21 protein-coding genes and 1 tRNA gene are annotated in these 21,035 nt (G+C 64.5%); all 22 read left to right on the top strand.

All coding sequences use genetic code 11. The annotated features are described in order from the left end of the window. The first annotated feature begins 174 nt into the window (after positions 1-174). Positions 175-441 (top strand): 30S ribosomal protein S15, encoded by a 267-nt coding sequence (rpsO, locus tag AC07Y4_RS11700; RefSeq protein WP_056579564.1) that lies wholly within the window; start codon positions 175-177, stop codon positions 439-441. Between the two features lie 204 nt (positions 442-645). Next, a complete protein-coding gene (gene pnp, locus AC07Y4_RS11695) occupies positions 646-2,973 on the top strand; it encodes a polyribonucleotide nucleotidyltransferase (RefSeq protein WP_495264605.1) in 2,328 nt (775 codons plus the stop codon). A 90-nt stretch (positions 2,974-3,063) separates the two neighbouring features. Then, on the top strand, positions 3,064-4,062 hold the full coding sequence (locus AC07Y4_RS11690; RefSeq protein ID WP_159276094.1) for an NAD(P)H-quinone oxidoreductase: 999 nt from the start codon (positions 3,064-3,066) through the stop codon (positions 4,060-4,062). A 13-nt stretch (positions 4,063-4,075) separates the two neighbouring features. Next, a complete protein-coding gene (gene tpiA, locus AC07Y4_RS11685) occupies positions 4,076-4,840 on the top strand; it encodes a triose-phosphate isomerase (protein ID WP_095746059.1) in 765 nt (254 codons plus the stop codon). Between the two features lie 38 nt (positions 4,841-4,878). Further along, positions 4,879-5,289: a preprotein translocase subunit SecG gene (gene secG, locus AC07Y4_RS11680; RefSeq protein ID WP_056579571.1), complete on the top strand. Its 411-nt coding sequence runs from the start codon at positions 4,879-4,881 to the stop codon at positions 5,287-5,289. Positions 5,290-5,408: 119 nt separating this feature from the next. Continuing rightward, positions 5,409-5,493, top strand: a tRNA-Leu gene (locus AC07Y4_RS11675). Positions 5,494-5,560: 67 nt separating this feature from the next. Further along, positions 5,561-5,920: an NADH-quinone oxidoreductase subunit A gene (locus AC07Y4_RS11670; protein ID WP_055805154.1), complete on the top strand. Its 360-nt coding sequence runs from the start codon at positions 5,561-5,563 to the stop codon at positions 5,918-5,920. Between the two features lie 15 nt (positions 5,921-5,935). Then, positions 5,936-6,415, top strand: a complete 480-nt coding sequence (locus tag AC07Y4_RS11665) for a NuoB/complex I 20 kDa subunit family protein (RefSeq protein ID WP_007837763.1) — start codon at positions 5,936-5,938, stop codon at positions 6,413-6,415. Between the two features lie 13 nt (positions 6,416-6,428). Beyond that, on the top strand, positions 6,429-7,040 hold the full coding sequence (locus AC07Y4_RS11660; RefSeq protein WP_495274573.1) for an NADH-quinone oxidoreductase subunit C: 612 nt from the start codon (positions 6,429-6,431) through the stop codon (positions 7,038-7,040). A gap of 5 nt (positions 7,041-7,045) precedes the next feature. Then, complete coding sequence (locus AC07Y4_RS11655; RefSeq protein ID WP_070063113.1) at positions 7,046-8,299, top strand: NADH-quinone oxidoreductase subunit D; 1,254 nt, start codon at positions 7,046-7,048, stop codon at positions 8,297-8,299. A 10-nt stretch (positions 8,300-8,309) separates the two neighbouring features. Then, complete coding sequence (locus AC07Y4_RS11650) at positions 8,310-8,852, top strand: NADH-quinone oxidoreductase subunit NuoE family protein (protein WP_495274572.1); 543 nt, start codon at positions 8,310-8,312, stop codon at positions 8,850-8,852. Beyond that, on the top strand, positions 8,852-10,192 hold the full coding sequence (gene nuoF, locus AC07Y4_RS11645) for an NADH-quinone oxidoreductase subunit NuoF (RefSeq protein WP_070063112.1): 1,341 nt from the start codon (positions 8,852-8,854) through the stop codon (positions 10,190-10,192). Before AC07Y4_RS11650 ends, nuoF begins: the two co-directional genes overlap by 1 nt. A gap of 20 nt (positions 10,193-10,212) precedes the next feature. Beyond that, positions 10,213-12,378 carry an NADH-quinone oxidoreductase subunit NuoG gene (gene nuoG / locus AC07Y4_RS11640; protein ID WP_495274571.1) on the top strand — a complete coding sequence of 722 codons (2,166 nt, stop codon included), beginning with the start codon at positions 10,213-10,215 and terminating at the stop codon, positions 12,376-12,378. Then, entirely contained in the window at positions 12,375-13,451 is a 1,077-nt protein-coding gene (gene nuoH, locus AC07Y4_RS11635; protein WP_070063110.1) for an NADH-quinone oxidoreductase subunit NuoH, read from the top strand. Before nuoG ends, nuoH begins: the two co-directional genes overlap by 4 nt. An 18-nt stretch (positions 13,452-13,469) precedes the next feature. Continuing rightward, a complete protein-coding gene (gene nuoI, locus AC07Y4_RS11630; protein ID WP_062475395.1) occupies positions 13,470-14,015 on the top strand; it encodes an NADH-quinone oxidoreductase subunit NuoI in 546 nt (181 codons plus the stop codon). Between the two features lie 37 nt (positions 14,016-14,052). After that, entirely contained in the window at positions 14,053-14,712 is a 660-nt protein-coding gene (locus tag AC07Y4_RS11625) for an NADH-quinone oxidoreductase subunit J (RefSeq protein WP_062475392.1), read from the top strand. Then, positions 14,709-15,017: an NADH-quinone oxidoreductase subunit NuoK gene (nuoK, locus tag AC07Y4_RS11620; RefSeq protein WP_007837741.1), complete on the top strand. Its 309-nt coding sequence runs from the start codon at positions 14,709-14,711 to the stop codon at positions 15,015-15,017. Before AC07Y4_RS11625 ends, nuoK begins: the two co-directional genes overlap by 4 nt. Positions 15,018-15,024: 7 nt before the next feature. Beyond that, on the top strand, positions 15,025-17,070 hold the full coding sequence (nuoL, locus tag AC07Y4_RS11615; protein WP_495274570.1) for an NADH-quinone oxidoreductase subunit L: 2,046 nt from the start codon (positions 15,025-15,027) through the stop codon (positions 17,068-17,070). A 25-nt stretch (positions 17,071-17,095) separates the two neighbouring features. Then, positions 17,096-18,574, top strand: coding sequence for an NADH-quinone oxidoreductase subunit M (locus AC07Y4_RS11610; protein WP_062475386.1), 1,479 nt, complete (start codon positions 17,096-17,098; stop codon positions 18,572-18,574). Positions 18,575-18,598: 24 nt separating this feature from the next. Beyond that, positions 18,599-20,086, top strand: coding sequence for an NADH-quinone oxidoreductase subunit NuoN (gene nuoN, locus AC07Y4_RS11605; protein ID WP_062475383.1), 1,488 nt, complete (start codon positions 18,599-18,601; stop codon positions 20,084-20,086). A 16-nt stretch (positions 20,087-20,102) separates the two neighbouring features. Then, positions 20,103-20,408 carry a DUF2818 family protein gene (locus AC07Y4_RS11600; RefSeq protein ID WP_062475381.1) on the top strand — a complete coding sequence of 102 codons (306 nt, stop codon included), beginning with the start codon at positions 20,103-20,105 and terminating at the stop codon, positions 20,406-20,408. Between the two features lie 5 nt (positions 20,409-20,413). After that, positions 20,414-21,028 carry an NUDIX domain-containing protein gene (locus AC07Y4_RS11595; RefSeq protein WP_495274569.1) on the top strand — a complete coding sequence of 205 codons (615 nt, stop codon included), beginning with the start codon at positions 20,414-20,416 and terminating at the stop codon, positions 21,026-21,028. The last annotated feature ends 7 nt before the right edge of the window (positions 21,029-21,035 follow it).

The raw sequence follows: 21,035 nt of genomic DNA, 5'->3' as shown, positions 1-21,035 counted from the left end.
CGGTGCCTGCGTGCTGGGTGCGGTGGGGCTGGTTTCGCTCGACGGAAGGCGGCGGGAGGGAGCGGTCAAGCCGGCCGATGTATACTCCCAAAGCTTTGCATGCCGCAAGGCGCACGGTGAGGGCAGTTCCAGTGCTCACCGCAAGTCAAACATCCCGGAACAAGGAAATTCAACATGATCGCAGCCTCCATCAAGGCCGAAGTTGTCAAGGACAACGCCCGTGCAGCCAACGACACCGGCAGCCCCGAAGTGCAAGTCGCACTGCTGACCGCCCGTATCAACGAGCTGACCCCCCACTTCAAGACGCACGCCAAGGACCACCACGGTCGTCGCGGCCTGCTGCGCATGGTCAGCCGCCGTCGCAAGCTGCTCGACTACCTCAAGTCCAAGGACGCCGAGCGTTACACCGCGCTGATCGCCAAGCTGGGTCTGCGCAAGTAGTTCGAATCGCATGAAAAAACGCCTGGGTTAGTCCGCTAGCTCAGGCGTTTTTTACTTCGCGATCCACTTTCGGAGTGCCCAACAGAGCGAAGCTGTGTCATTCCAATGAAGTTCGTCCCGAGCTTCGCTGGAATGGCATCGTGTTCTGAGCAGCCTCCGCCCCTTGCGAATCCTGTGTGATTCGCTATCAAAATAGGAGCAAAAATGAGCCTCTTCAACAAAATCACCAAGTCCTTCCAATGGGGCGACAAGACCGTCGTCATGGAAACCGGTGAAATCGCCCGTCAGGCGACCGGCGCCGTGCTGGTCGATATCGACGGCACCGTGATCCTGGCGACCGTGGTCGCCTCCAAGACCGCCAAGCCCGGCCAGGACTTCTTCCCGCTGACCGTCGACTACATCGAGAAGACCTACGCCGCTGGCAAGATCCCCGGCAGCTTCTTCAAGCGCGAAGCCAAGCCCAGCGAACACGAAACCCTGACCAGCCGCCTGATCGACCGTCCGATCCGCCCGCTGTTCCCCGAAGGTTTCCTGAACGAAGTGCACGTGGTGATCCACACCGTGTCGCTGAACCCTGAAGTCGACGCCGACATCGCCGCCATGATCGGCGTGAGCGCCGCGCTGTCGATCTCCGGCATCCCGTTCAGCGGCCCGATCGGTGCCGCCCGCGTGGGCTACATCAACGGCCAGTACGTGCTGAATCCGGGCCCCACGGCCCGCAAGGATTCGCAGATGGACCTCGTCGTCGCCGGCACGCAAGCCGCCGTGCTGATGGTCGAATCCGAAGCCCAGCAACTCAGCGAAGAAATCATGCTGGGCGGCGTGGTATTCGGTCACGAGCAAGCCAACATCGCGATCAACGCGATTCACGACCTCGTGCGCGACGCCGGCAAGCCGGAATGGCTCAAGGAAGGCACCTGGGTGCCTGAAGCCAAGGACGAAGACTTCATCGCCAAGATCAACGGCCTGGCCGAAGAAAAGCTGCGCGCCGTCTATCAAATTCGCAGCAAGCAAGCCCGCACGCAAGCCCTGCGCGAAGCCAATGCCAGCGTCTTCACGGCACTGAAGGCCGAAGGCGCCGAGTTCGACGCCGGCAAGGTCAGCGACCTGCTGTTCGCGATCGAATCGCGCATCGTGCGCGGCCAGATCCTGCAAGGCGAGCCGCGCATCGACGGCCGCGACACGCGCACCGTGCGCCCCATCGAAATCCGCAACTCGGTGCTGCCCCGCACCCACGGCTCGGCGCTGTTCACGCGCGGCGAGACGCAGGGCCTGGTCGTCACCACGCTCGGTACCGAGCGCGACGCACAGCGCATCGACGCGCTGGCCGGCGAGTACGAAGACCGCTTCCTGTTCCACTACAACATGCCTCCCTTTGCCACCGGTGAAGTGGGCCGCATGGGCTCCACCAAGCGCCGCGAAGTGGGCCACGGCCGTCTGGCCAAGCGCGCGCTCGTCGCCGTGCTGCCGACCAAGGAAGAGTTCCCGTACACCATCCGCGTGGTGTCGGAAATCACCGAGTCGAACGGCTCCTCGTCGATGGCTTCGGTCTGCGGCGGCTGCCTCTCGATGATGGACGCCGGCGTGCCCATGAAGGCGCACGTGGCCGGTATCGCCATGGGCCTGATCAAGGAGGACAACCGCTTCGCGGTGCTGACCGACATCCTGGGCGACGAAGATCACCTGGGCGACATGGACTTCAAGGTGGCCGGCACGACCAACGGCATCACCGCGCTGCAGATGGACATCAAGATCCAGGGCATCACCAAGGAAATCATGCAGGTCGCACTGGCACAGGCCAAGGAGGCGCGCATGCACATCCTGGGCAAGATGCAAGAAGCGATGGGCGAGGCCAAGGCCGACGTGTCGCAGTTCGCACCGCGCCTGACCACGCTGAAGATCAACCCCGAGAAGATCCGCGACGTGATCGGCAAGGGCGGCGCGGTCATCCGTGGCCTGCAGGAAGAAACCGGCACGACGATCAACATCGACGAAGACGGCACCATCACCATCGCCTCGACCGATCCGGAAAAGGCCGAATTCGCCAAGAAGCGCATCGAGCAGATCACCGCTGAAGTCGAAATCGGCAAGGTCTACGAAGGCCCGATCACCAAGATCCTGGACTTCGGCGCACTGGTCAACCTGCTGCCCGGCAAGGACGGCCTGCTGCACATCAGCCAGATCGCGCACGAGCGCGTCGAGAAGGTGACCGACTACCTGAGCGAAGGCCAGATCGTGAAGGTCAAGGTTCTCGAGACCGACGAGAAGGGCCGCGTCAAGCTGTCCATGAAGGCCCTGACCGAGCGTCCGGCCGGCATGGAATACAGCGAGCGCCCGCCGCGCGAAGACCGTGGCGATCGCGGCGACCGTGGCGGCGACCGCCGCGAGCGTTCGGACCGTGGCGACCGCGGCGGCGATCGTGGCGAGCGCGCACCGCGTTTCAACGACCAGCAGCAACAGCCCCGCGGCGAGCAGCAACAGCAGCCCGCCGGCGAGTCGCAGCAGCAAGCGCCGCGCGAACCGCAGGAGTAAGCAGTGAGGTGTGACGGCCTGTGCCGTCGCCTCTCGCGTGGACAGTGGTGATGCCCGCCCCGTGCGGGCATCCGAGCCTCGGAGACCCCCATGAAAGCCATTGAGATCACTTCGTACGGCGCCCCCGAGGTGCTGCGCGTCGCTGCGCGTCCCGACCCGGTGGCGGGCGAGGGTGAGCTGCTGATCCGCGTGGCGGCCAGCGGCGTGAATCGCCCGGACGTGCTGCAGCGGATGGGGCACTACCCCGTGCCGCCCGGTGCCTCCGACCTGCCGGGCCTCGAAGTGGCCGGCGAGATCGTGTCGGGTGACGCCAAGGCGCTGGCCGATGCGGGTTTCCAGGTCGGCGACCGCGTGTGCGCGCTGGTGGCTGGTGGCGGCTATGCCGAGCTGTGCGTGGCGCCCGTGGCGCAATGCCTGCCGGTGCCCAAGGGCTGGAGCGATGTCGAGGCGGCTTCGCTGCCCGAGACCTTCTTCACCGTCTGGAGCAACGTGTTCGAGCGCGGCCGCCTGCAGAAGGGCGAGACCCTGCTGATCCAGGGTGGCTCCAGCGGCATCGGCGTCACGGCGATCCAGATCGCCAAGGCGCTCGGCGCGACCGTGATCGTCACGGCTGGCAGCGACGACAAGTGCGAAGCCTGCCTGAAACTCGGCGCCGACCACGCGATCAACTACCGCACGAGCGATTTCGTTGAAGTGGCGAAGCAGCTCACGGGCGGCAAGGGCGTGGACGTGGTGCTCGACATGGTGGCTGGCGACTACGTGGCGCGCGAGGTCGAGTGCCTGGCCGAAGACGGCCGGCTGGTGATCATTGCGGTGCAGGGCGGTGTGAAGAGTGAGATCAACGCGGGCCTCGTGCTGCGCCGGCGGCTCACGATCACGGGCTCGACGCTGCGTCCGCGGCCGGTGGCGTTCAAGGGTGCCATCGCCAAGGCACTGCGCGAGAAGGTTTGGCCGCTGCTCGAAAGCGGCGCGGTCAAGCCCGTGATCCACAGCACCTATGCGGCAGCAGGTGAACCCAGCGGTGCGGCCCAGGCTCACACCCTGATGGAATCGAACCAGCACATCGGCAAGATCGTGCTGACTTGGTGAGACGAACAACGCGATGACAACCTTCAAGAAACTGATTGCCGGCAACTGGAAGATGAATGGCGGCCTGGCCGCCAACGAGGCGCTGGTGAAGGCCCTGCAGCAAGGGCTGGCCGCCAGCCCCGCGGCCTGCGGTGTTGCACTGTGCGCGCCTGCGCCGTACTTCGCCCAGCTGCAATCGCTGCTGGCGGGCACGCCGTCGCTGGCCCTTGGTGCGCAGGACATCTCGGCGCACCCGCAAGGTGCGTTCACCGGCGAGCAGTCGGCGGCCATGCTGAAGGATTTCGGCGTGCGCTATGCCATCGTGGGCCATTCGGAGCGTCGCCAGTACCACGGCGAAACTGACGATGCCGTGGCTGCGAAGACGGCGGCGGCGCTGGCGAATGGCATCACGCCGATCGTCTGCGTCGGCGAGACGCTGGCAGAGCGCGAAGCAGGGCAGACCGAAGAGATCGTCAAGCGCCAGCTGGCCGCGGTGATCCATGTGAACGGCCATTGCATCAGCGAGATCGTCGTGGCCTACGAGCCGGTCTGGGCCATCGGCACGGGCAAGACGGCTTCGCCGGAGCAGGCGCAGGCGGTGCATGCCGTGCTGCGTGCGCAACTGCACCATGCCGCGAGCGAACACGCCGCGGGCATCAAGATTCTGTACGGCGGCAGCATGAACGCGGCGAATGCCGCCGAACTGCTGGCGCAGGCCGACATCGACGGCGGCCTCATCGGCGGCGCCTCGCTCAAGGCGCCCGACTTTCTGCAGATCATTTCTGCCGCTGCACGCTGATCGCGGCAACGGCAGCCATCACTTAGGAGTAAGAACGAATGAACGTGGTCCTCAATCTTCTGGTCGGCGTGCAAATGCTGGCGGCGCTGGCAATGATCGGCCTGATCCTGATCCAGCACGGCAAGGGTGCCGACATGGGCGCGGCCTTCGGCAGCGGCAGTGCAGGCAGCCTGTTCGGTGCCAGCGGCAGTGCCAACTTCCTCTCGCGCACCACGGCTGTGCTGGCTGCGGTGTTCTTCGCCTGCACGCTGCTGCTGGCCTACTTCAGCCACGCACGTCCTGCGGGCGGTGGCAGCCTGCTCGAGCGCGCAGCCGTGGGTGCGCCTGCTGCACCGGCCGCGCCTGCGACTGGCGCTGCGGGCGAAATCCCCGCTGCAGCAGCACCTGCCAAGGCCGCTTCGGCGCCTGCGGCACCCGTTTCGGGCACCGGCCAGATTCCGGCCAAGTAATCAGGTTGTTTTCATGCAGCCGTTCGTGAGAAACGGCTTCATTTCAGGGTAAACTCTAAATCTGTTCAGAAAGCCAAATGCCTCAACGGCACCTCATGCCATCTGGACAGTTAAAAACCGCGGTCGTGGTGAAATTGGTAGACACGCTATCTTGAGGGGGTAGTGGCGAAAGCTGTGCGAGTTCGAGTCTCGCCGACCGCACCAAATCTCACCGGCAGAAGAACTCTCTCCAGAGGCTCTTCTGTCGGTGGCAAGCGGTGAAAATTTCTCGATGAACCTCGATTCCTACCTTCCCGTCCTTTTGTTCATTTTGGTCGGGGTCGGCGTAGGCGTCGCCCCGCAAGTCATCGGATACATCCTCGGGCCCAATCGGCCCGACGCTGCGAAGAACGCGCCCTACGAGTGCGGCTTCGAAGCCTTCGAGGATGCGCGCATGAAATTCGATGTGCGCTATTACCTCGTTGCGATTCTCTTCATCCTCTTCGATCTCGAGATTGCCTTTCTCTTTCCGTGGGCCATTGCGCTCAAGGAAATCGGCGCTGTTGGCTTCTGGGCCATGATGATCTTTCTCGCCATCCTCGTCGTGGGCTTCGTCTACGAGTGGAAAAAAGGCGCGCTCGACTGGGAATGACAAGGAAGCTACACGATGGCCATTGAAGGCGTTCTCAAAGAAGGCTTCGTCACCACGACCTACGACTCGGTCGTGAACTGGGCGAAGACCGGATCTCTCTGGCCGATGACGTTCGGCCTCGCATGCTGTGCGGTTGAAATGATGCACGCGGGCGCGGCCCGCTACGACATCGACCGTTTCGGCATGCTGTTCCGCCCCAGCCCGCGCCAGTCCGATCTGATGATCGTGGCCGGCACGCTGTGCAACAAGATGGCGCCGGCGCTGCGCAAGGTCTACGACCAGATGCCTGAACCGCGCTGGGTGCTCTCGATGGGCTCCTGCGCGAACGGCGGCGGTTACTACCACTACAGCTATTCCGTGGTGCGTGGCTGCGACCGCATCGTGCCGGTCGACGTCTATGTGCCGGGTTGTCCGCCCACCGCTGAAGCACTGCTGTACGGCGTGATCCAGCTGCAGCAGAAGATTCGCCGCACCAACACCATTGCCCGCGCCTGAGAGATTGCCGACGATGACTGACTTTGCAATTTCGCCGGAGGTGCTGCGCGCCACCATCGCCGAGACACTCGGCGCCAAGGCCAAGAGCGTGACGGTTGCGCTTGAAGAAGTGACCGTCGTGGTCAGCGCCGCCGACTACATCGACGCGGCGCTGCTGCTGCGCGATGCGCCCGGTTGCCGTTTCGAACAGCTGATCGATCTGTGCGGCATGGACTATTCCGACTACCGCGAAGGCGAGTGGCCAGGCGAGCGCTATGGCGTCGTCTCGCACCTGCTCTCCGTGAGTCTCAACCAGCGCGTGCGCCTGAAGGTGTTCGCGACCAGCGAAGACCTGCCCGTGGTCGATTCGCTCCAGCCCGTCTGGAGCGCCGCCACGTGGTTCGAACGCGAAGCCTTCGACCTGTACGGCATCGTGTTCGACGGCCACGACGACCTGCGCCGCATCCTGACCGACTACGGCTTCATCGGCCACCCGTTCCGCAAGGACTTCCCGGTGTCGGGTCACGTCGAAATGCGCTACGACGAAGAGCAGAAGCGCGTGGTCTACCAGCCGGTCTCGATCGAGCCGCGCGAAATCACGCCGCGCGTGATCCGCGAAGACAACTACGGCGGCGGTTTGCACTGACAGATATGGCCGAAATCAAGAACTACACACTCAACTTCGGTCCCCAGCACCCCGCGGCACACGGCGTGCTGCGCCTGGTGCTCGAGCTGGACGGCGAAGTGATCCAGCGTGCCGACCCCCACATCGGCCTGCTGCACCGTGCGACCGAGAAGCTCGCCGAATCGCGCACCTTCATCCAGTCGCTGCCCTACATGGACCGCCTCGACTACGTGTCGATGATGTCCAACGAGCACGCCTACTGCCTCGCCATCGAGCGGATGATGGGCCTCGATGTGCCGATCCGCGCGCAGTACATCCGCGTGATGTTCGCCGAGATCACCCGCCTGCTGAACCACCTGCTGTGGCTCGGCGCGCACGGTCTCGATTGCGGCGCGATGAACATGCTCATCTACTGCTTCCGCGAGCGTGAAGACCTGTTCGACATGTACGAAGCCGTGTCCGGCGCGCGCATGCACGCGGCGTACTTCCGCCCGGGCGGCGTCTATCGCGACCTGCCGGATTCGATGCCGCAGTACAAGGTCAGCAAGATCAAGAACGCGAAGGCCATCGAGAAGCTCAATGAGAACCGCCAGGGCTCGTTGCTCGACTTCATCGACGACTTCTGCAAGCGCTTCCCGAAGATGGTCGACGAGTACGAGACGCTGCTCACCGACAACCGCATCTGGAAGCAGCGCACCGTGGGCATCGGCGTGGTCACGCCGGAGCGCGCGCTGAACCTCGGCTTCACCGGCCCGATGCTGCGTGGCTCGGGCGTCGAATGGGACCTGCGCAAGAAGCAGCCCTACGACGTCTACGACCAGATGCAGTTCGACGTGCCCGTGGGCAAGACTGGCGACTGCTACGACCGCTATCTGGTTCGCGTGGAGGAAATGCGCCAGGCCAACAAGATCATCCAGCAGTGCTCGGCCTGGCTGCGCGCCAACCCCGGCCCGGTGATCACCAGCAACCACAAGGTCGCCGCGCCCGCGCGCGAATCGATGAAGGCGAACATGGAGGAGCTGATCCACCATTTCAAGCTCTTCACCGAAGGCTTCCACGTGCCCGAAGGCGAAGCGTATGCCGCCGTCGAGCACCCCAAGGGCGAGTTCGGCATCTACCTCGTGAGCGACGGCGCCAACAAGCCGTACCGCCTGAAGATCCGCGCCCCGGGCTTCCCGCACCTCGCTGCCCTCGACGAAATGTCGCGCGGCCACATGATCGCCGACGCTGTCGCGGTGATCGGCACGATGGACATCGTGTTCGGCGAAATCGACAGGTGAGAGAGAGCGAATGACGATTTCCTCAACCCATCACCATGACGCGGCGCCCTCGGCGCCGCTGAAGGCCGCCATCCTCGAGCGCTTTGCGCGCGAGGTCGCCAAGTACCCCGAAGCCGGCAAGCAGTCGGCCGTGATGGCCTGCCTGGCCATCGTCCAGCAGGACGAAGGCTTCGTGAGCGTGCAGCGCGAGCGCGAGATCGCCGCCTACCTCGGCATGGCGCCCATCGCCGTGCACGAGGTGACGACCTTCTACAACATGTACAACCAGCATCCGGTGGGCAAGTTCAAGCTCAACGTGTGCACCAACCTGCCGTGCCAGCTGCGCGATGGCGTCACCGCGCTCGTGCATCTCGAGAAGAAGCTGGGCATCAAGATGGGCGAGACCACGGCCGACGGCCTGTTCACGCTGCAGCAGAGCGAATGCCTGGGCGCCTGCGCCGATTCGCCCGTGATGCTGGTCAACGACCGCACCATGTGCAGCTTCATGAGCAACGACAAGCTCGACCAGCTCATCGACGGTTTGCGCAGTGCCAAGCCAGGGGAGGCTTCGTGATGACGCCCGAACAGGTTCTCTCGCAATTCCAGGCCACCGGTGTCCAGACCTGCTTCCATGACCGCCACATCGGCGCTCAGATCTATGCAGGCCTGGACGGCACCAACTGGCACCTGGCCGACTACGAAGCGCGCGGCGGCTACCAGGCGCTGCGCAAGATCCTCACCGAGGGCCTCACGCCCGACCAGGTGATCGCCGAAGTGAAGGCCTCGGGTCTGCGCGGCCGTGGCGGCGCCGGTTTCCCGACCGGCCTGAAGTGGAGCTTCATGCCTCGCCAGTTCCCGGGCCAGAAGTACCTCGTCTGCAATTCGGACGAAGGCGAGCCCGGCACGTGCAAGGACCGCGACATCCTGCAGTTCAACCCGCACATCGTGATCGAAGGCATGGCCATCGCCGCGTATGCGATGGGCATCAGTGTGGGCTACAACTACATCCACGGCGAGATCTTCCAGAGCTACGACCGCTTCGAGGCCGCCCTCGAAGAGGCACGTGCCGCCGGCTACCTCGGCGACAAGATCATGGGCAGCACGTACAACTTCCAGTTGCACGCCGCCCACGGCTTCGGTGCCTACATCTGCGGCGAAGAAACCGCGCTGCTCGAATCGCTCGAAGGCAAGAAGGGTCAGCCGCGCTTCAAGCCGCCGTTCCCGGCCAGCTTCGGCCTGTACGGCAAGCCGACCACCATCAACAACACCGAGACCTTCGCGGCGGTGCCCTGGATCATCCGCAACGGCGGGCAGGCCTACCTCGAGTGCGGCAAGCCGAACAACGGCGGCACCAAGATCTACTCGGTGAGCGGTGACGTCGAGCTGCCCGGCAACTACGAAGTGCCGATGGGCACGCCGTTCTCCAAGCTGCTCGAACTGGCCGGCGGCGTGCGCAAGGGCCGCACGCTCAAGGCCGTGATTCCCGGCGGCTCGTCGTCGCCGGTGCTGCCGGCCGACATCATGATGGCCTGCACCATGGACTACGACTCCATCGCCAAGGCCGGCTCCATGCTGGGCTCGGGCGCGGTGATCGTCATGGACGACACGCGTTCGATGGTCGAGTCGCTCAAGCGCCTCTCGTACTTCTACATGCACGAGTCCTGCGGCCAGTGCACCCCCTGCCGCGAAGGCACGGGTTGGCTCTACCGCGTGGTGGACCGCATCCACAACGGCCAGGGCAAGCCCAGCGACATGCAGCTGCTGGACTCCGTGGCCGGCGACATCATGGGCCGCACCATCTGTGCGCTCGGTGATGCGGCGGCCATGCCCGTGCGCGCCATGATCAAGCACTTCCGCCATGAGTTCGAGGCCCTGATCCCGGGTCACGTCCCGACGGCGCCCGTCAAGGCCTGAGTGCGAGAAGAAACACAGACATGATCGAAATCGAACTCGACGGCAAGAAGGTCGAAGTGACCGAAGGCAGCATGGTGATGCATGCAGCCGAAAAGGCGGGCACCTACATCCCGCACTTCTGCTATCACAAGAAACTCAGCATCGCGGCCAACTGCCGCATGTGCCTGGTCGACGTGGAAAAGGCGCCCAAGCCGATGCCGGCCTGCGCCACGCCCGTCACGCAGGGCATGATCGTTCGCACCAAGAGCGACAAGGCCATCAAGGCCCAGCAGTCCGTCATGGAGTTCCTGCTGATCAACCACCCGCTGGATTGCCCCATCTGCGACCAGGGCGGCGAATGCCAGCTGCAGGATCTGGCCGTGGGCTACGGCGGTTCTTCTTCGCGTTACGAAGAAGAAAAGCGCGTCGTGTTCCACAAGGACGTCGGCCCGCTGATCAGCATGGAAGAAATGAGCCGTTGCATCCACTGCACGCGCTGCGTCCGTTTCGGCCAGGAAGTGGCCGGCGTGATGGAGCTGGGCATGTCGCACCGCGGCGAGCACTCCGAAATCGAAACCTTCCTCGGCGACTCGGTCGACTCCGAGCTGTCGGGCAACATGATCGACATCTGCCCGGTCGGTGCGCTCACGAGCAAGCCGTTCCGCTACAGCGCCCGCACCTGGGAACTGTCGCGCCGCAAGTCGGTGAGCCCGCACGATTCCACAGGTGCCAACCTGATCGTCCAGGTCAAGAACAACCGCGTGATGCGCGTGGTGCCGCTGGAGAACGAAGACGTCAACGAATGCTGGATCGCCGACCGCGACCGCTTCTCGTACGAAGCGCTCAACGGCACCGAGCGCCTGACGCAGCCCATGCTGAAGCAGGGCGGTCAATGGCAGCAGGTCGACTGGCAGACGGCGCTCGAGTACGTTGCCAACGGCCTCAAGCAGATCAAGACCGACCATGGTGCGCAAAGCATCGGCACCCTGGTCAGCCCGCACAGCACGCTCGAAGAGCTGCAGCTTGCCGCCATGCTCACGCGTGAACTGGGCAGCGACAACATCGACTACCGCCTGCGCAACGCCGAGTTCACGGCCTTCGAAGGCGTGCGCTGGCTCGGTACCTCGATCGCCTCGCTCACGCAAGTGCAGCGCGCGCTGGTCGTCGGTTCGAACCTGCGCAAGGAACACCCGCTGTTCGCACAGCGCATCCGCCAGGCCGTGCGCAAGGGCGCCGCGCTGTCGGTGATCACCTCGTCCAGCCTCATGGCCGACCGCGGTGCCTGGGCCATCGACGTGGCGCAAGCATCGATCGTCGAAGCCGATCAGTGGATCGAGGCGCTGGCAGCCGTGGCTGCGGCCATCGGCCAGACCAATGGCGCCGCCGCGCCGCTGGCACCGAAGAACGCGCCCGACGCCGCCGCGCAAGCCATCGCAGCCTCGCTGCTGAGCGGCGAACGCAAGGCGATCCTGCTCGGCAATGCCGCCACGCACCACGCACAAGCCAGCAGCCTGCTGGCCCTCGCGAACTGGATCGGCGCACAGACCGGCGCCACCGTCGGCTACCTGACCGAAGCGGGCAACACCGTGGGCGCACAGCTCGTCGGCGCCTTCCCGCAAAACGGCGGCCTCGATGCCGGCCGCATGCTTGCCGCCGGCTCCGGCCTCAAGGCCGTGCTGCTGCTGAACACCGAGCCGGTGTTCGACTCGGCCGCCGGTGCTGCCGCCGCCGATGTCATCGGCAATGCGCAGATGGTGGTCACGCTGAGCCCCTTCAAGGCCAACCTCGAGTTCAGCGACGTGCTGCTGCCCATCGCCCCGTTCACCGAAACGCCCGGCACCTTCGTCAATGCCGAAGGCCGCCTGCAGGGTTTCCATGCCGTCGTGAAGCCGCAAGGCGAAACGCGTCCGGCCTGGAAGGTGCTGCGCGTGCTGGCGAACCTGCTCGGCCTGCCGGGCTTCGCCTTCGAATCGACCGCCGAGGTGCTGGCCACCGTCGGTGACAAGGGCACCGTGCCGGCGAACGCGCTGAGCAACGCCACCTCCGCCAAGGCCGTCGCGGCCAGCGGCGCCGTGGCCGCACCCGTGGTCGCGAGCATCTACCAGCTCGACTCGATCGTGCGCCGCGCACCGTCGCTGCAGCTGACCGCCGACGCGCGCCACAGCGCACAGGCCGCACCCGCTCGTGCCGAGGAGGCCCTGGCATGATCGACGCAATTCATGGCTTCGGCCAGGGGCTGGTCGCCGCAGGCTGGTGGACGTCCGTCGTCTGGCCCGTGGTCTGGACGCTGATCAAGATCATCGTCGTCGTGATCCCGCTGATGTTGGCTGTGGCGTACCTCACGCTGTGGGAACGCAAGGCCATCGGCTTCACGCAGATCCGCGTGGGCCCGAACCGCATCGGGCCGCTGGGCCTGCTGCAGCCGATCGCCGACGCGCTCAAGCTGATGACCAAGGAAATCATCCTTCCGACGGTCGCCAACAAGGGCCTGTTCCTGCTCGGTCCCATCATGACCATCATGCCGGCGCTGGCCGCATGGGCCGTGATTCCCTTCGGCCCCGACGTGGCGCTGGCCAACATCAATGCCGGCCTGCTGTTCGTGATGGCCATCACCTCGCTCGAGGTGTACGGCGTGATCATCGCCGGCTGGGCCTCGAACTCGAAGTACGCCTTCCTGGGCGCGCTGCGCGCCTCGGCACAGATGGTGAGCTACGAAATCGCGATGGGCTTCTGCTTCGTCGTGGTGCTGATGGTCACGGGCAGCCTGAACATGTCCGACATCGTGACGGTGCAGGGCAAGGGCATGTTCCATGACATGGGGCTGGGCTTCCTGTCGTGGAACTGGCTGCCGCTGCTGCCGATCTTCGTCGTGTACTTCATCTCGGGCCTGGCCGAAACCAACCGCCACCCGTTCGACGTGGTGGAAGGCGAATCGGAAATCGTGGCCGGCCACATGATCGAGTACTCGGGCATGAGCTTCGCGATGTTCTTCCTGGCCGAGTACGCCAACATGTGGCTCGTCTCGATCCTGACCGTGGTGCTGTTCCTCGGCGGATGGCTGCCGCCGTTCGAGTTCCTGAGCTTCATTCCGGGCTGGATCTGGCTGGGCCTGAAGACCTTCTGCGTGGTCACCATGTTCCTGTGGGTGCGCTCGACGTTCCCGCGCTTCCGCTACGACCAGATCATGCGTCTGGGCTGGAAGATCTTCATTCCCGTCACCCTGGTGTGGCTGGTCGTGGTCGGTGGCTGGATGCAGACGCCGTTCAACATCTGGAAATAAGCAGGAAGCGACGACATCATGACTGCTTCACACACCGCCGGAGGGCTCGGACGCACCTCCAAGCTGGCCTCCGCACCGTTCTCGCTCAAGGACTTCCTGGGCAGCTTCATGCTGTTCGAACTGTTCAAGGGCCTGGCCATCACGGGCAAGTACGCCTTCGCGCGCAAGATCACCGTCCAGTTCCCCGAAGAGAAGACGCCGCTGTCGCCGCGCTTCCGTGGCCTGCACGCGCTGCGCCGCTACGAGAACGGCGAAGAGCGCTGCATCGCCTGCAAGCTCTGCGAGGCCGTGTGCCCCGCGCTGGCGATCACCATCGAATCCGACGTGCGTGACGACGGCTCGCGCCGCACCACGCGCTACGACATCGACCTGACCAAGTGCATCTTCTGCGGCTTCTGCGAAGAGAGCTGCCCGGTCGACTCGATCGTCGAGACGCACATCTTCGAATACCACGGCGAAAAGCGCGGCGACCTGTACTTCACCAAGGACATGCTGCTGGCCGTGGGCGACCGCTACGAAAAAGAAATCGCGGCGAACAAGGCGGCCGACGCCAAGTACCGCTGAGCCGGCTCCGCTCGAAACCCGTACCAATCGAATTCCAATGGACGTCAAGACCGGTCTGTTCTATCTGTTTGCCGCGGTGCTGCTGTTTGCAGCCTTCCGCGTCATCACCTCCCGCAACCCCGTGTACGCCGCGCTGTACCTGGTGCTGGCTTTCTTCCAGGCCTCGGCCATCTGGCTGCTGCTGCGCGCCGAGTTCCTCGCGATCTCGCTCGTGCTGGTGTACGTCGGTGCCGTGATGGTGCTGTTCCTGTTCGTCGTGATGATGCTGGACATCGACGTCGACGGCCTGCGAGAGGGCTTCTGGAAGCACTTCCCGCTGGCGGCCGGCATCGGCGCGCTCATCGCGCTCGAAATGGCGGCTGTGCTCATGGGCGGCTTCCGCCTGGGCGAAGGCCCGCGCGCCATGGCGACGACCTCGCCCAACAGCTCGAACACGCTCGAGCTGGGCAAGCTGCTGTATTCCGAATACCTCTATCCGCTGGAAATCGCTGCTGTCATCCTGCTGGTGGCCATCATTGCCGCCATTGCACTGACGCTGCGCACCCGCAAGGACAGCAAGTACGTCAACCCGTCGGACCAGGTGCGCGTGAAGGCGCGCGACCGCGTGCGCATCGTGCAGATGCCCGTCACGCGTGCGGCCGAGCCGGTGGTTGAGGCCCCGGCAGCGGATGCCGCTGCAAAGGAAAACAAGGCATGACGCTCACGCTCGGACACTTCCTCTCGCTCGGCGCGATGCTCTTCGCGCTGTCGGTGATCGGCATCTTCCTGAACCGCAAGAACCTGATCGTGCTGCTGATGGCCATCGAACTGATGCTGCTCGCGGTCAACATGAACTTCGTGGCCTTCTCGCACTACCTGGGCGACATGCACGGCCAGATCTTCGTGTTCTTCATCCTGACGGTGGCGGCGGCCGAATCGGCCATCGGCCTGGCGCTGCTGGTCCTGTTGTTCCGCAACAAGTCCAACATCAACGTCGACGAACTCAACTCGCTCAAGGGTTGACAGCAGTATGAGCGCAACCCTTTCCGCATCCACCTTGCTGGCCGTGCCGCTGGCACCCCTGGTCGGCGCCGCACTTGCCGGCCTGTTCGGCACGAAATTCGGCGGCAACCACATCGGCCGCAAGGTCACGCATTCGCTGACCATCCTGGGCGTGTTCGTCGCCTTCGTGATCTCGGCGATGACGCTGAAGTCGGTCATCGTCGACGGCGCCCGCTTCAACCAGACCATCTACGAATGGATGATGGTCGGCGGCCTGAAGATGGAAGTCGGCTTCCTGGTCGACGGCCTCACGGCCATGATGATGTGCGTCGTGACCTTCGTGTCGCTGATGGTCCACATCTACACCATCGGCTACATGGAAGAAGACGACGGCTACAACCGCTTCTTCTCGTACATCTCGCTCTTCACCTTCTCGATGCTGATGCTCGTCATGAGCAACAACATGCTCCAGCTGTTCTTCGGCTGGGAGGCGGTGGGCCTGGTGTCGTACCTGCTGATCGGCTTCTGGTTCAACAAGCCCACGGCCATCTTCGCGAACATGAAGGCCTTCCTGGTCAACCGCGTGGGTGACTTCGGCTTCATCCTGGGCATCGGCCTGATCGCCGCCTACGCCGGCACGCTGAACTACGGCGAAGCCTTCGCCAAGGCGCACACGCTGGCCGGCATCACCTTCCCGGGCACCGAGTGGATGCTCATCACGGTGATCTGCATCTGCCTGTTCATCGGCGCGATGGGCAAGAGCGCCCAGTTCCCGCTGCACGTGTGGCTGCCCGACTCGATGGAAGGCCCGACCCCCATCTCGGCGCTGATCCACGCGGCGACCATGGTGACGGCCGGCATCTTCATGGTGGCGCGCATGTCGCCGCTGTTCGAGCTGAGCGACACGGCCCTGAGCTTCATCCTCGTGATCGGTGCCATCACCGCGCTGTTCATGGGCTTCCTGGGCATCATCCAGAACGATATCAAGCGCGTGGTCGCGTACTCGACGCTCTCGCAGCTGGGCTACATGACGGTGGCGCTCGGTGCCTCGGCCTACTCGGTCGCGGTGTTCCACCTGATGACGCACGCCTTCTTCAAGGCGCTGCTGTTCCTTGGCGCAGGCTCGGTGATCATCGGCATGCACCACAACCAGGACATCCGCTGGATGGGTGGCGTGCGCAAGTACATGCCCATCACCTGGATCACCTCGCTGCTGGGTTCGCTCGCGCTGATCGGCACGCCGTTCTTCTCGGGCTTCTACTCGAAGGACAGCATCATCGAGGCCGTGCACGAAAGCCACCTGTGGGGCGCGCAGTTCGCCTACTACGCGGTGCTGGCCGGCGTGTTCGTGACGGCGTTCTACTCGTTCCGCATGTACTTCCTGGTCTTCCACGGCAAGGAACGCTACGACCAGAACCCGGACGCACACCACGACGACCATGCGCACGACGCGCACGGACACGACGACCATGGCCATGGCCACGACGCCCACAAGCCGCACGAATCGCCGATGGTGGTCTGGCTGCCGCTGGTGCTGCTGGCGATCCCCTCGGTGGTGATCGGCTTCATGACCATCGACCCGATGCTGTTCGGCAGTTTCTTCAAGGACGCGATCTTCGTCGACGGTTCCAAGCACCACGCGATGGGCGAGTTGAAGGAAGCCTTCCACGGCCCGGTCGCCATGGCGATCCACGGCCTGCAGACCGCACCGTTCTGGCTGGCGCTGGCCGGCGTGGCGCTCTCGTACTACATGTACATGATGAACCCGGCGCTGCCGGCCGCCATCAAGCGCGCCTTCAGCCCGATCTACAACCTGCTCGAGAACAAGTACTACCTCGACTGGATCAACGAGAACATCCTCGCCCGCGGTGCGCGCCTGCTCGGCACGGGCCTGTGGAAGGGCGGCGACCAGGCGCTGATCGACGGCGCGCTCGTCAACGGTTCCTGGAAGGTGGTGGGTCGCGTGGCCGGCGTCGTGCGCTGGCTGCAGTCGGGCTTCATCTACCACTACGCCTTCGCGATGCTGCTGGGCATCTTCATCCTGATGACGTACTTCGTCTGGTTCAAACGTTGAGCCCGAACGCTGGAGAAAAAGAAAAATGGGTTTGTTGAGCCTTGCCATCTGGGTGCCGATCGCATTCGGCGCCGTGCTGCTGGCGTTTGGCCGCGACGAGCACGCCAAGGGCGTGCGCTGGGTCGCGCTCGTCGGTGCCATCGTGAGCTTCCTGGTCACGGTGCCGCTGTTCACGCGCTTCCAGAACGGAACCGCCGCGATGCAGTTCGTCGAGAAGACGAGCTGGATCTCGCGCTTCAACGTCAACTACCACCTGGGCATCGACGGCATGTCGCTGTGGCTGGTGCTGCTGACCTCGTTCATCACGGTCGTGGTCGTGATCTCGGCCTGGGAAGTGATCACCGAGCGCGTGAACCAGTACATGGGCGCGTTCCTGATCCTGTCGGGTTTCATGATCGGCGTGTTCTCGGCGCTCGACGGCATTCTGTTCTACGTGTTCTTCGAAGCCACGCTGATCCCGATGTACCTGATCATCGGCATCTGGGGCGGTCCGAACAAGATCTACGCGGCGTTCAAGTTCTTCCTGTACACGCTGCTCGGCTCGCTGCTGATGCTGGTCGCGCTGATCTTCCTGTACAACAAGTCGGGCGGCAGCTTCGACATCCTGAGCTGGCACAAGCTGCCGCTGGGTTCGACCGCGCAGACCTTCCTGTTCTTCGCCTTCTTCGCGGCCTTCGCCGTCAAGGTGCCGATGTGGCCGGTCCACACCTGGCTGCCCGACGTGCACGTCGAGGCCCCCACGGGCGGTTCGGCCGTGCTGGCCGCGATCATGCTGAAGCTGGGTGCCTACGGTTTCCTGCGCTTCTCGATGCCCATCGCGCCTGACGCTTCGCACGAGTGGGCGTGGCTCATGATCGCGCTGTCGCTCATCGCCGTGATCTACGTGGGCCTGGTTGCGCTGGTGCAGCAGGACATGAAGAAGCTGGTGGCGTACTCGTCGGTGGCCCACATGGGCTTCGTGACGCTGGGCTTCTTCATCTTCAACGAGCTCGGCGTGTCCGGCGGCATCGTGCAGATGATTGCCCACGGCTTCGTGTCGGGCGCCATGTTCCTGGGCATCGGCGTGCTGTACGACCGCGTGCACTCGCGCCAGATCGCCGACTACGGCGGCGTGGTCAACACCATGCCCAAGTTCGCCGCGTTCGCGCTGCTGTTCGCCATGGCCAACTGCGGCCTGCCGGGCACCGCCGGTTTCGTGGGCGAATGGATGGTGATCCTGGGCGCCGTCAAGGCCAACTTCTGGGTCGGCCTGGGCGCTGCCACCGCACTGATTTTCGGCGCTGCCTACACCCTGTGGATGTACAAGCGCGTGTACCTGGGCCCGGTCGGCAACGACCACGTCAAGGAACTGAAGGACATCAACGCCCGCGAATTCCTGATGCTCTCGCTGCTGGCGATCGCCGTGCTGTGGATGGGCCTGTATCCGAAGCCTTTCACCGACGCGATGGATGCCTCCGTCGTCGAGCTTCTGCGCCACGTGGCGATTTCGAAGCTGCCCGTCTGATGCCACGCTGAAGAAGAGAACGAGATGATTGACAAACTCAGCTGGGTGACGATCTACCCCGAAATCGTGTTGCTGGTCATGGCCTGCATCATTGCGCTGGTCGACCTGTCGGACACGAGCCCGCGCCGCACCCGCACCTACATCCTGACGCTGCTCACGCTGGCGGCGGTGGCCGTGCTGACCGGCCTGGCCGCTGTCGGCGGCAAGACCTCCTACGGCTTCGGCGGCATGGTGGTGAGCGACACGATGGGCAACTGGCTCAAGTGCTTCGCCTCGCTGGCCCTGATGGTGACGCTGGTCTACGGCCGTCCCTACGCGGCCGACCGCGAGATGCTGCGCGGCGGCGAGATGTTCACGATCAGCATGCTGGCCCTGCTGGGCATGTTCGTGATGATCGGCGGCAGCAACTTCCTGCTGATCTACCTCGGCCTGGAACTGCTCACGCTGTCGAGCTACGCGCTCGTGGCGCTGCGCCGCGACAACGCGGTGGCCAGCGAAGCCGCCATGAAGTACTTCGTGCTCGGCGCCATGGCCAGCGGCTTCCTGCTGTACGGCCTGTCGATGATGTACGGCGCCACCGGCTCGCTCGACCTGAACGAAGTGTTCAAGGCGATCTCGACCGGCAAGGTGAACCACCAGGTGCTGGTATTCGGTCTGGTCTTCATCGTGGCCGGCCTGGCGTTCAAGGTCGGTGCCGCTCCGTTCCACATGTGGGTGCCCGACGTCTACCAGGGCGCGCCGACGGCGATCACGCTGCTGATCGGTGCCGCGCCAGAGCTGGCTGCCTTCGGCATCATCATCCGTCTCCTGGTCGACGGCCTGCAGCCGCTGGCCATCGACTGGCAGCAGATGCTCGCCGTGCTGGCGGTGGCGTCACTCGTGATCGGCAACCTGGCCGCCATCGCGCAGAGCAACCTCAAGCGCATGCTGGCCTACTCGACCATCGCGCAGATGGGCTTCATGCTGCTGGGCCTGGTGGCGGGTTCCGACCTGCAGGGCACGCAGAACGCGCAGGCCGCCTACAGCGCCGCGATGTTCTACGTCGTGACCTACGTGCTGACCACGCTGGCCAGCTTCGGCATCATCCTGCTGCTGGCGCGCGAAGGCTTCGAAAGCGAAGAGATCACCGACCTGGCCGGCCTGAACCAGCGCAGCCCGCTGTACGCCGGCGTGATGGCCATCGCGATGTTCTCGCTGGCCGGCCTGCCGCCACTCGTTGGCTTCTACGCCAAGCTGGCCGTGCTGCAGGCGCTGATCGCCTCGGGCGCCGCCATCTACATCGGCCTGGCGGTGTTCGCCGTGATCACCTCGCTGATCGGCGCGTTCTACTACCTGCGCGTGGTCAAGGTCATGTACTTCGACGCACCCGTCACGGCGACCACCGTGTCGGCCTCGTTCGACGTGCGCACCGTGCTCACGATCAACGGCGCGCTGATCCTCATTCTTGGTGTCCTGCCCGGCGGTCTGATGACGCTGTGCTACGACGCCATCGCGGCCACGCTGGCCCACTGACGCGGTCCGCAACACGGTGTCGCAAACCGCGTCGGTCTGGGTGGTGCTGCTGGTGGCCCTGGTGGCCGCCAACCTGCCGTTCCTGAATGAGCGCCTGTTCGGGGCGGTGCCCCTGTCGACCGCGCACAAGTCGCTCGCCATCCGCTTCGGCGAACTGGTGGTGCTGTACTTCATCGCCGGCGGCATCGGCCTGCTGTTCGAACGCAGGGCAGGGCAGATCGCCGCGCAGGGCTGGGAGTTCTACGCGGTGACGGCCTCGCTGTTCGTCGTGCTGGCCTTCCCCGGGTTCACCTGGCGCTACCTGATGAAGCACAGGCACTGACCGACATGACTTCTCCTGCCGCTACCACCGCCGATCTGCACCTGAAGGAAGCGCTCGTCAGCAGCGAAGAGCTCTTCAAGGGCAAGTTCCTGCACGCCAAGCGCGACACCATCCGCCTGCCCGACGGCCACAGCGCCACGCGCGAGTACGTGGTGCATCCCGGCGCGGTGGTGGTGATTCCGCTGCTCGACGACGGCCGCGTGGTGCTGGAGCGCCAGTTCCGCTACCCGGTGGACCGCGTGATCGTCGAGTTTCCCGCGGGCAAGCTCGACGCCGGCGAAGATCCGCTGCTGTGCGGCCAGCGCGAACTGCTCGAGGAAACCGGCTACACCGCGCGCGAATGGGCGCATGCGGGCGCCACGCACCTGGCGGTGGCGTACTCGACCGAGATCATCCACATCTACTTCGCACGCGGCCTCTCGCTGGGCGAGCGGCAGCTCGACCATGGCGAGTTTCTCGATGTGTTCACCGCCACGCCGCAGGAGCTCATCGGCTGGTGCCGCGACGGCACCGTGACCGACGCGAAGACGCTCACCTGCACCCTGTGGCTGCAGAACGTCCTGTCGGGCGCATGGGCACTGGATTGGCAGGCCGCAGCCTCGCAAGGCGGCGCGGGATAATCCGCGC

This window comes from Variovorax sp. GW460-12-1-14-LB1 (genome assembly GCF_059423605.1).
Note: the sequence above shows the minus strand (reverse complement) of the source record. Positions and strands in the feature narration are given on the sequence as shown.

What these genes read in the sequence shown, in the direction of transcription:
- AC07Y4_RS11665 (WP_007837763.1), top strand. Translation starts at nt 5,936, where the DNA reads ATGGCCATTGAAGGCGTTCTCAAAGAAGGCTTCGTCACCACGACCTAC.
- nuoK (WP_007837741.1), top strand. Translation starts at nt 14,709, where the DNA reads ATGACGCTCACGCTCGGACACTTCCTCTCGCTCGGCGCGATGCTCTTC.
- AC07Y4_RS11650 (WP_495274572.1), top strand. Translation starts at nt 8,310, where the DNA reads ATGACGATTTCCTCAACCCATCACCATGACGCGGCGCCCTCGGCGCCG.
- AC07Y4_RS11690 (WP_159276094.1), top strand. Translation starts at nt 3,064, where the DNA reads ATGAAAGCCATTGAGATCACTTCGTACGGCGCCCCCGAGGTGCTGCGC.
- secG (WP_056579571.1), top strand. Translation starts at nt 4,879, where the DNA reads ATGAACGTGGTCCTCAATCTTCTGGTCGGCGTGCAAATGCTGGCGGCG.
- nuoF (WP_070063112.1), top strand. Translation starts at nt 8,852, where the DNA reads ATGACGCCCGAACAGGTTCTCTCGCAATTCCAGGCCACCGGTGTCCAG.
- nuoH (WP_070063110.1), top strand. Translation starts at nt 12,375, where the DNA reads ATGATCGACGCAATTCATGGCTTCGGCCAGGGGCTGGTCGCCGCAGGC.
- nuoI (WP_062475395.1), top strand. Translation starts at nt 13,470, where the DNA reads ATGACTGCTTCACACACCGCCGGAGGGCTCGGACGCACCTCCAAGCTG.
- tpiA (WP_095746059.1), top strand. Translation starts at nt 4,076, where the DNA reads ATGACAACCTTCAAGAAACTGATTGCCGGCAACTGGAAGATGAATGGC.
- AC07Y4_RS11655 (WP_070063113.1), top strand. Translation starts at nt 7,046, where the DNA reads ATGGCCGAAATCAAGAACTACACACTCAACTTCGGTCCCCAGCACCCC.
- AC07Y4_RS11595 (WP_495274569.1), top strand. Translation starts at nt 20,414, where the DNA reads ATGACTTCTCCTGCCGCTACCACCGCCGATCTGCACCTGAAGGAAGCG.
- AC07Y4_RS11670 (WP_055805154.1), top strand. Translation starts at nt 5,561, where the DNA reads ATGAACCTCGATTCCTACCTTCCCGTCCTTTTGTTCATTTTGGTCGGG.
- rpsO (WP_056579564.1), top strand. Translation starts at nt 175, where the DNA reads ATGATCGCAGCCTCCATCAAGGCCGAAGTTGTCAAGGACAACGCCCGT.
- AC07Y4_RS11610 (WP_062475386.1), top strand. Translation starts at nt 17,096, where the DNA reads ATGGGTTTGTTGAGCCTTGCCATCTGGGTGCCGATCGCATTCGGCGCC.
- nuoL (WP_495274570.1), top strand. Translation starts at nt 15,025, where the DNA reads ATGAGCGCAACCCTTTCCGCATCCACCTTGCTGGCCGTGCCGCTGGCA.
- AC07Y4_RS11660 (WP_495274573.1), top strand. Translation starts at nt 6,429, where the DNA reads ATGACTGACTTTGCAATTTCGCCGGAGGTGCTGCGCGCCACCATCGCC.
- nuoG (WP_495274571.1), top strand. Translation starts at nt 10,213, where the DNA reads ATGATCGAAATCGAACTCGACGGCAAGAAGGTCGAAGTGACCGAAGGC.
- AC07Y4_RS11625 (WP_062475392.1), top strand. Translation starts at nt 14,053, where the DNA reads ATGGACGTCAAGACCGGTCTGTTCTATCTGTTTGCCGCGGTGCTGCTG.
- nuoN (WP_062475383.1), top strand. Translation starts at nt 18,599, where the DNA reads ATGATTGACAAACTCAGCTGGGTGACGATCTACCCCGAAATCGTGTTG.
- pnp (WP_495264605.1), top strand. Translation starts at nt 646, where the DNA reads ATGAGCCTCTTCAACAAAATCACCAAGTCCTTCCAATGGGGCGACAAG.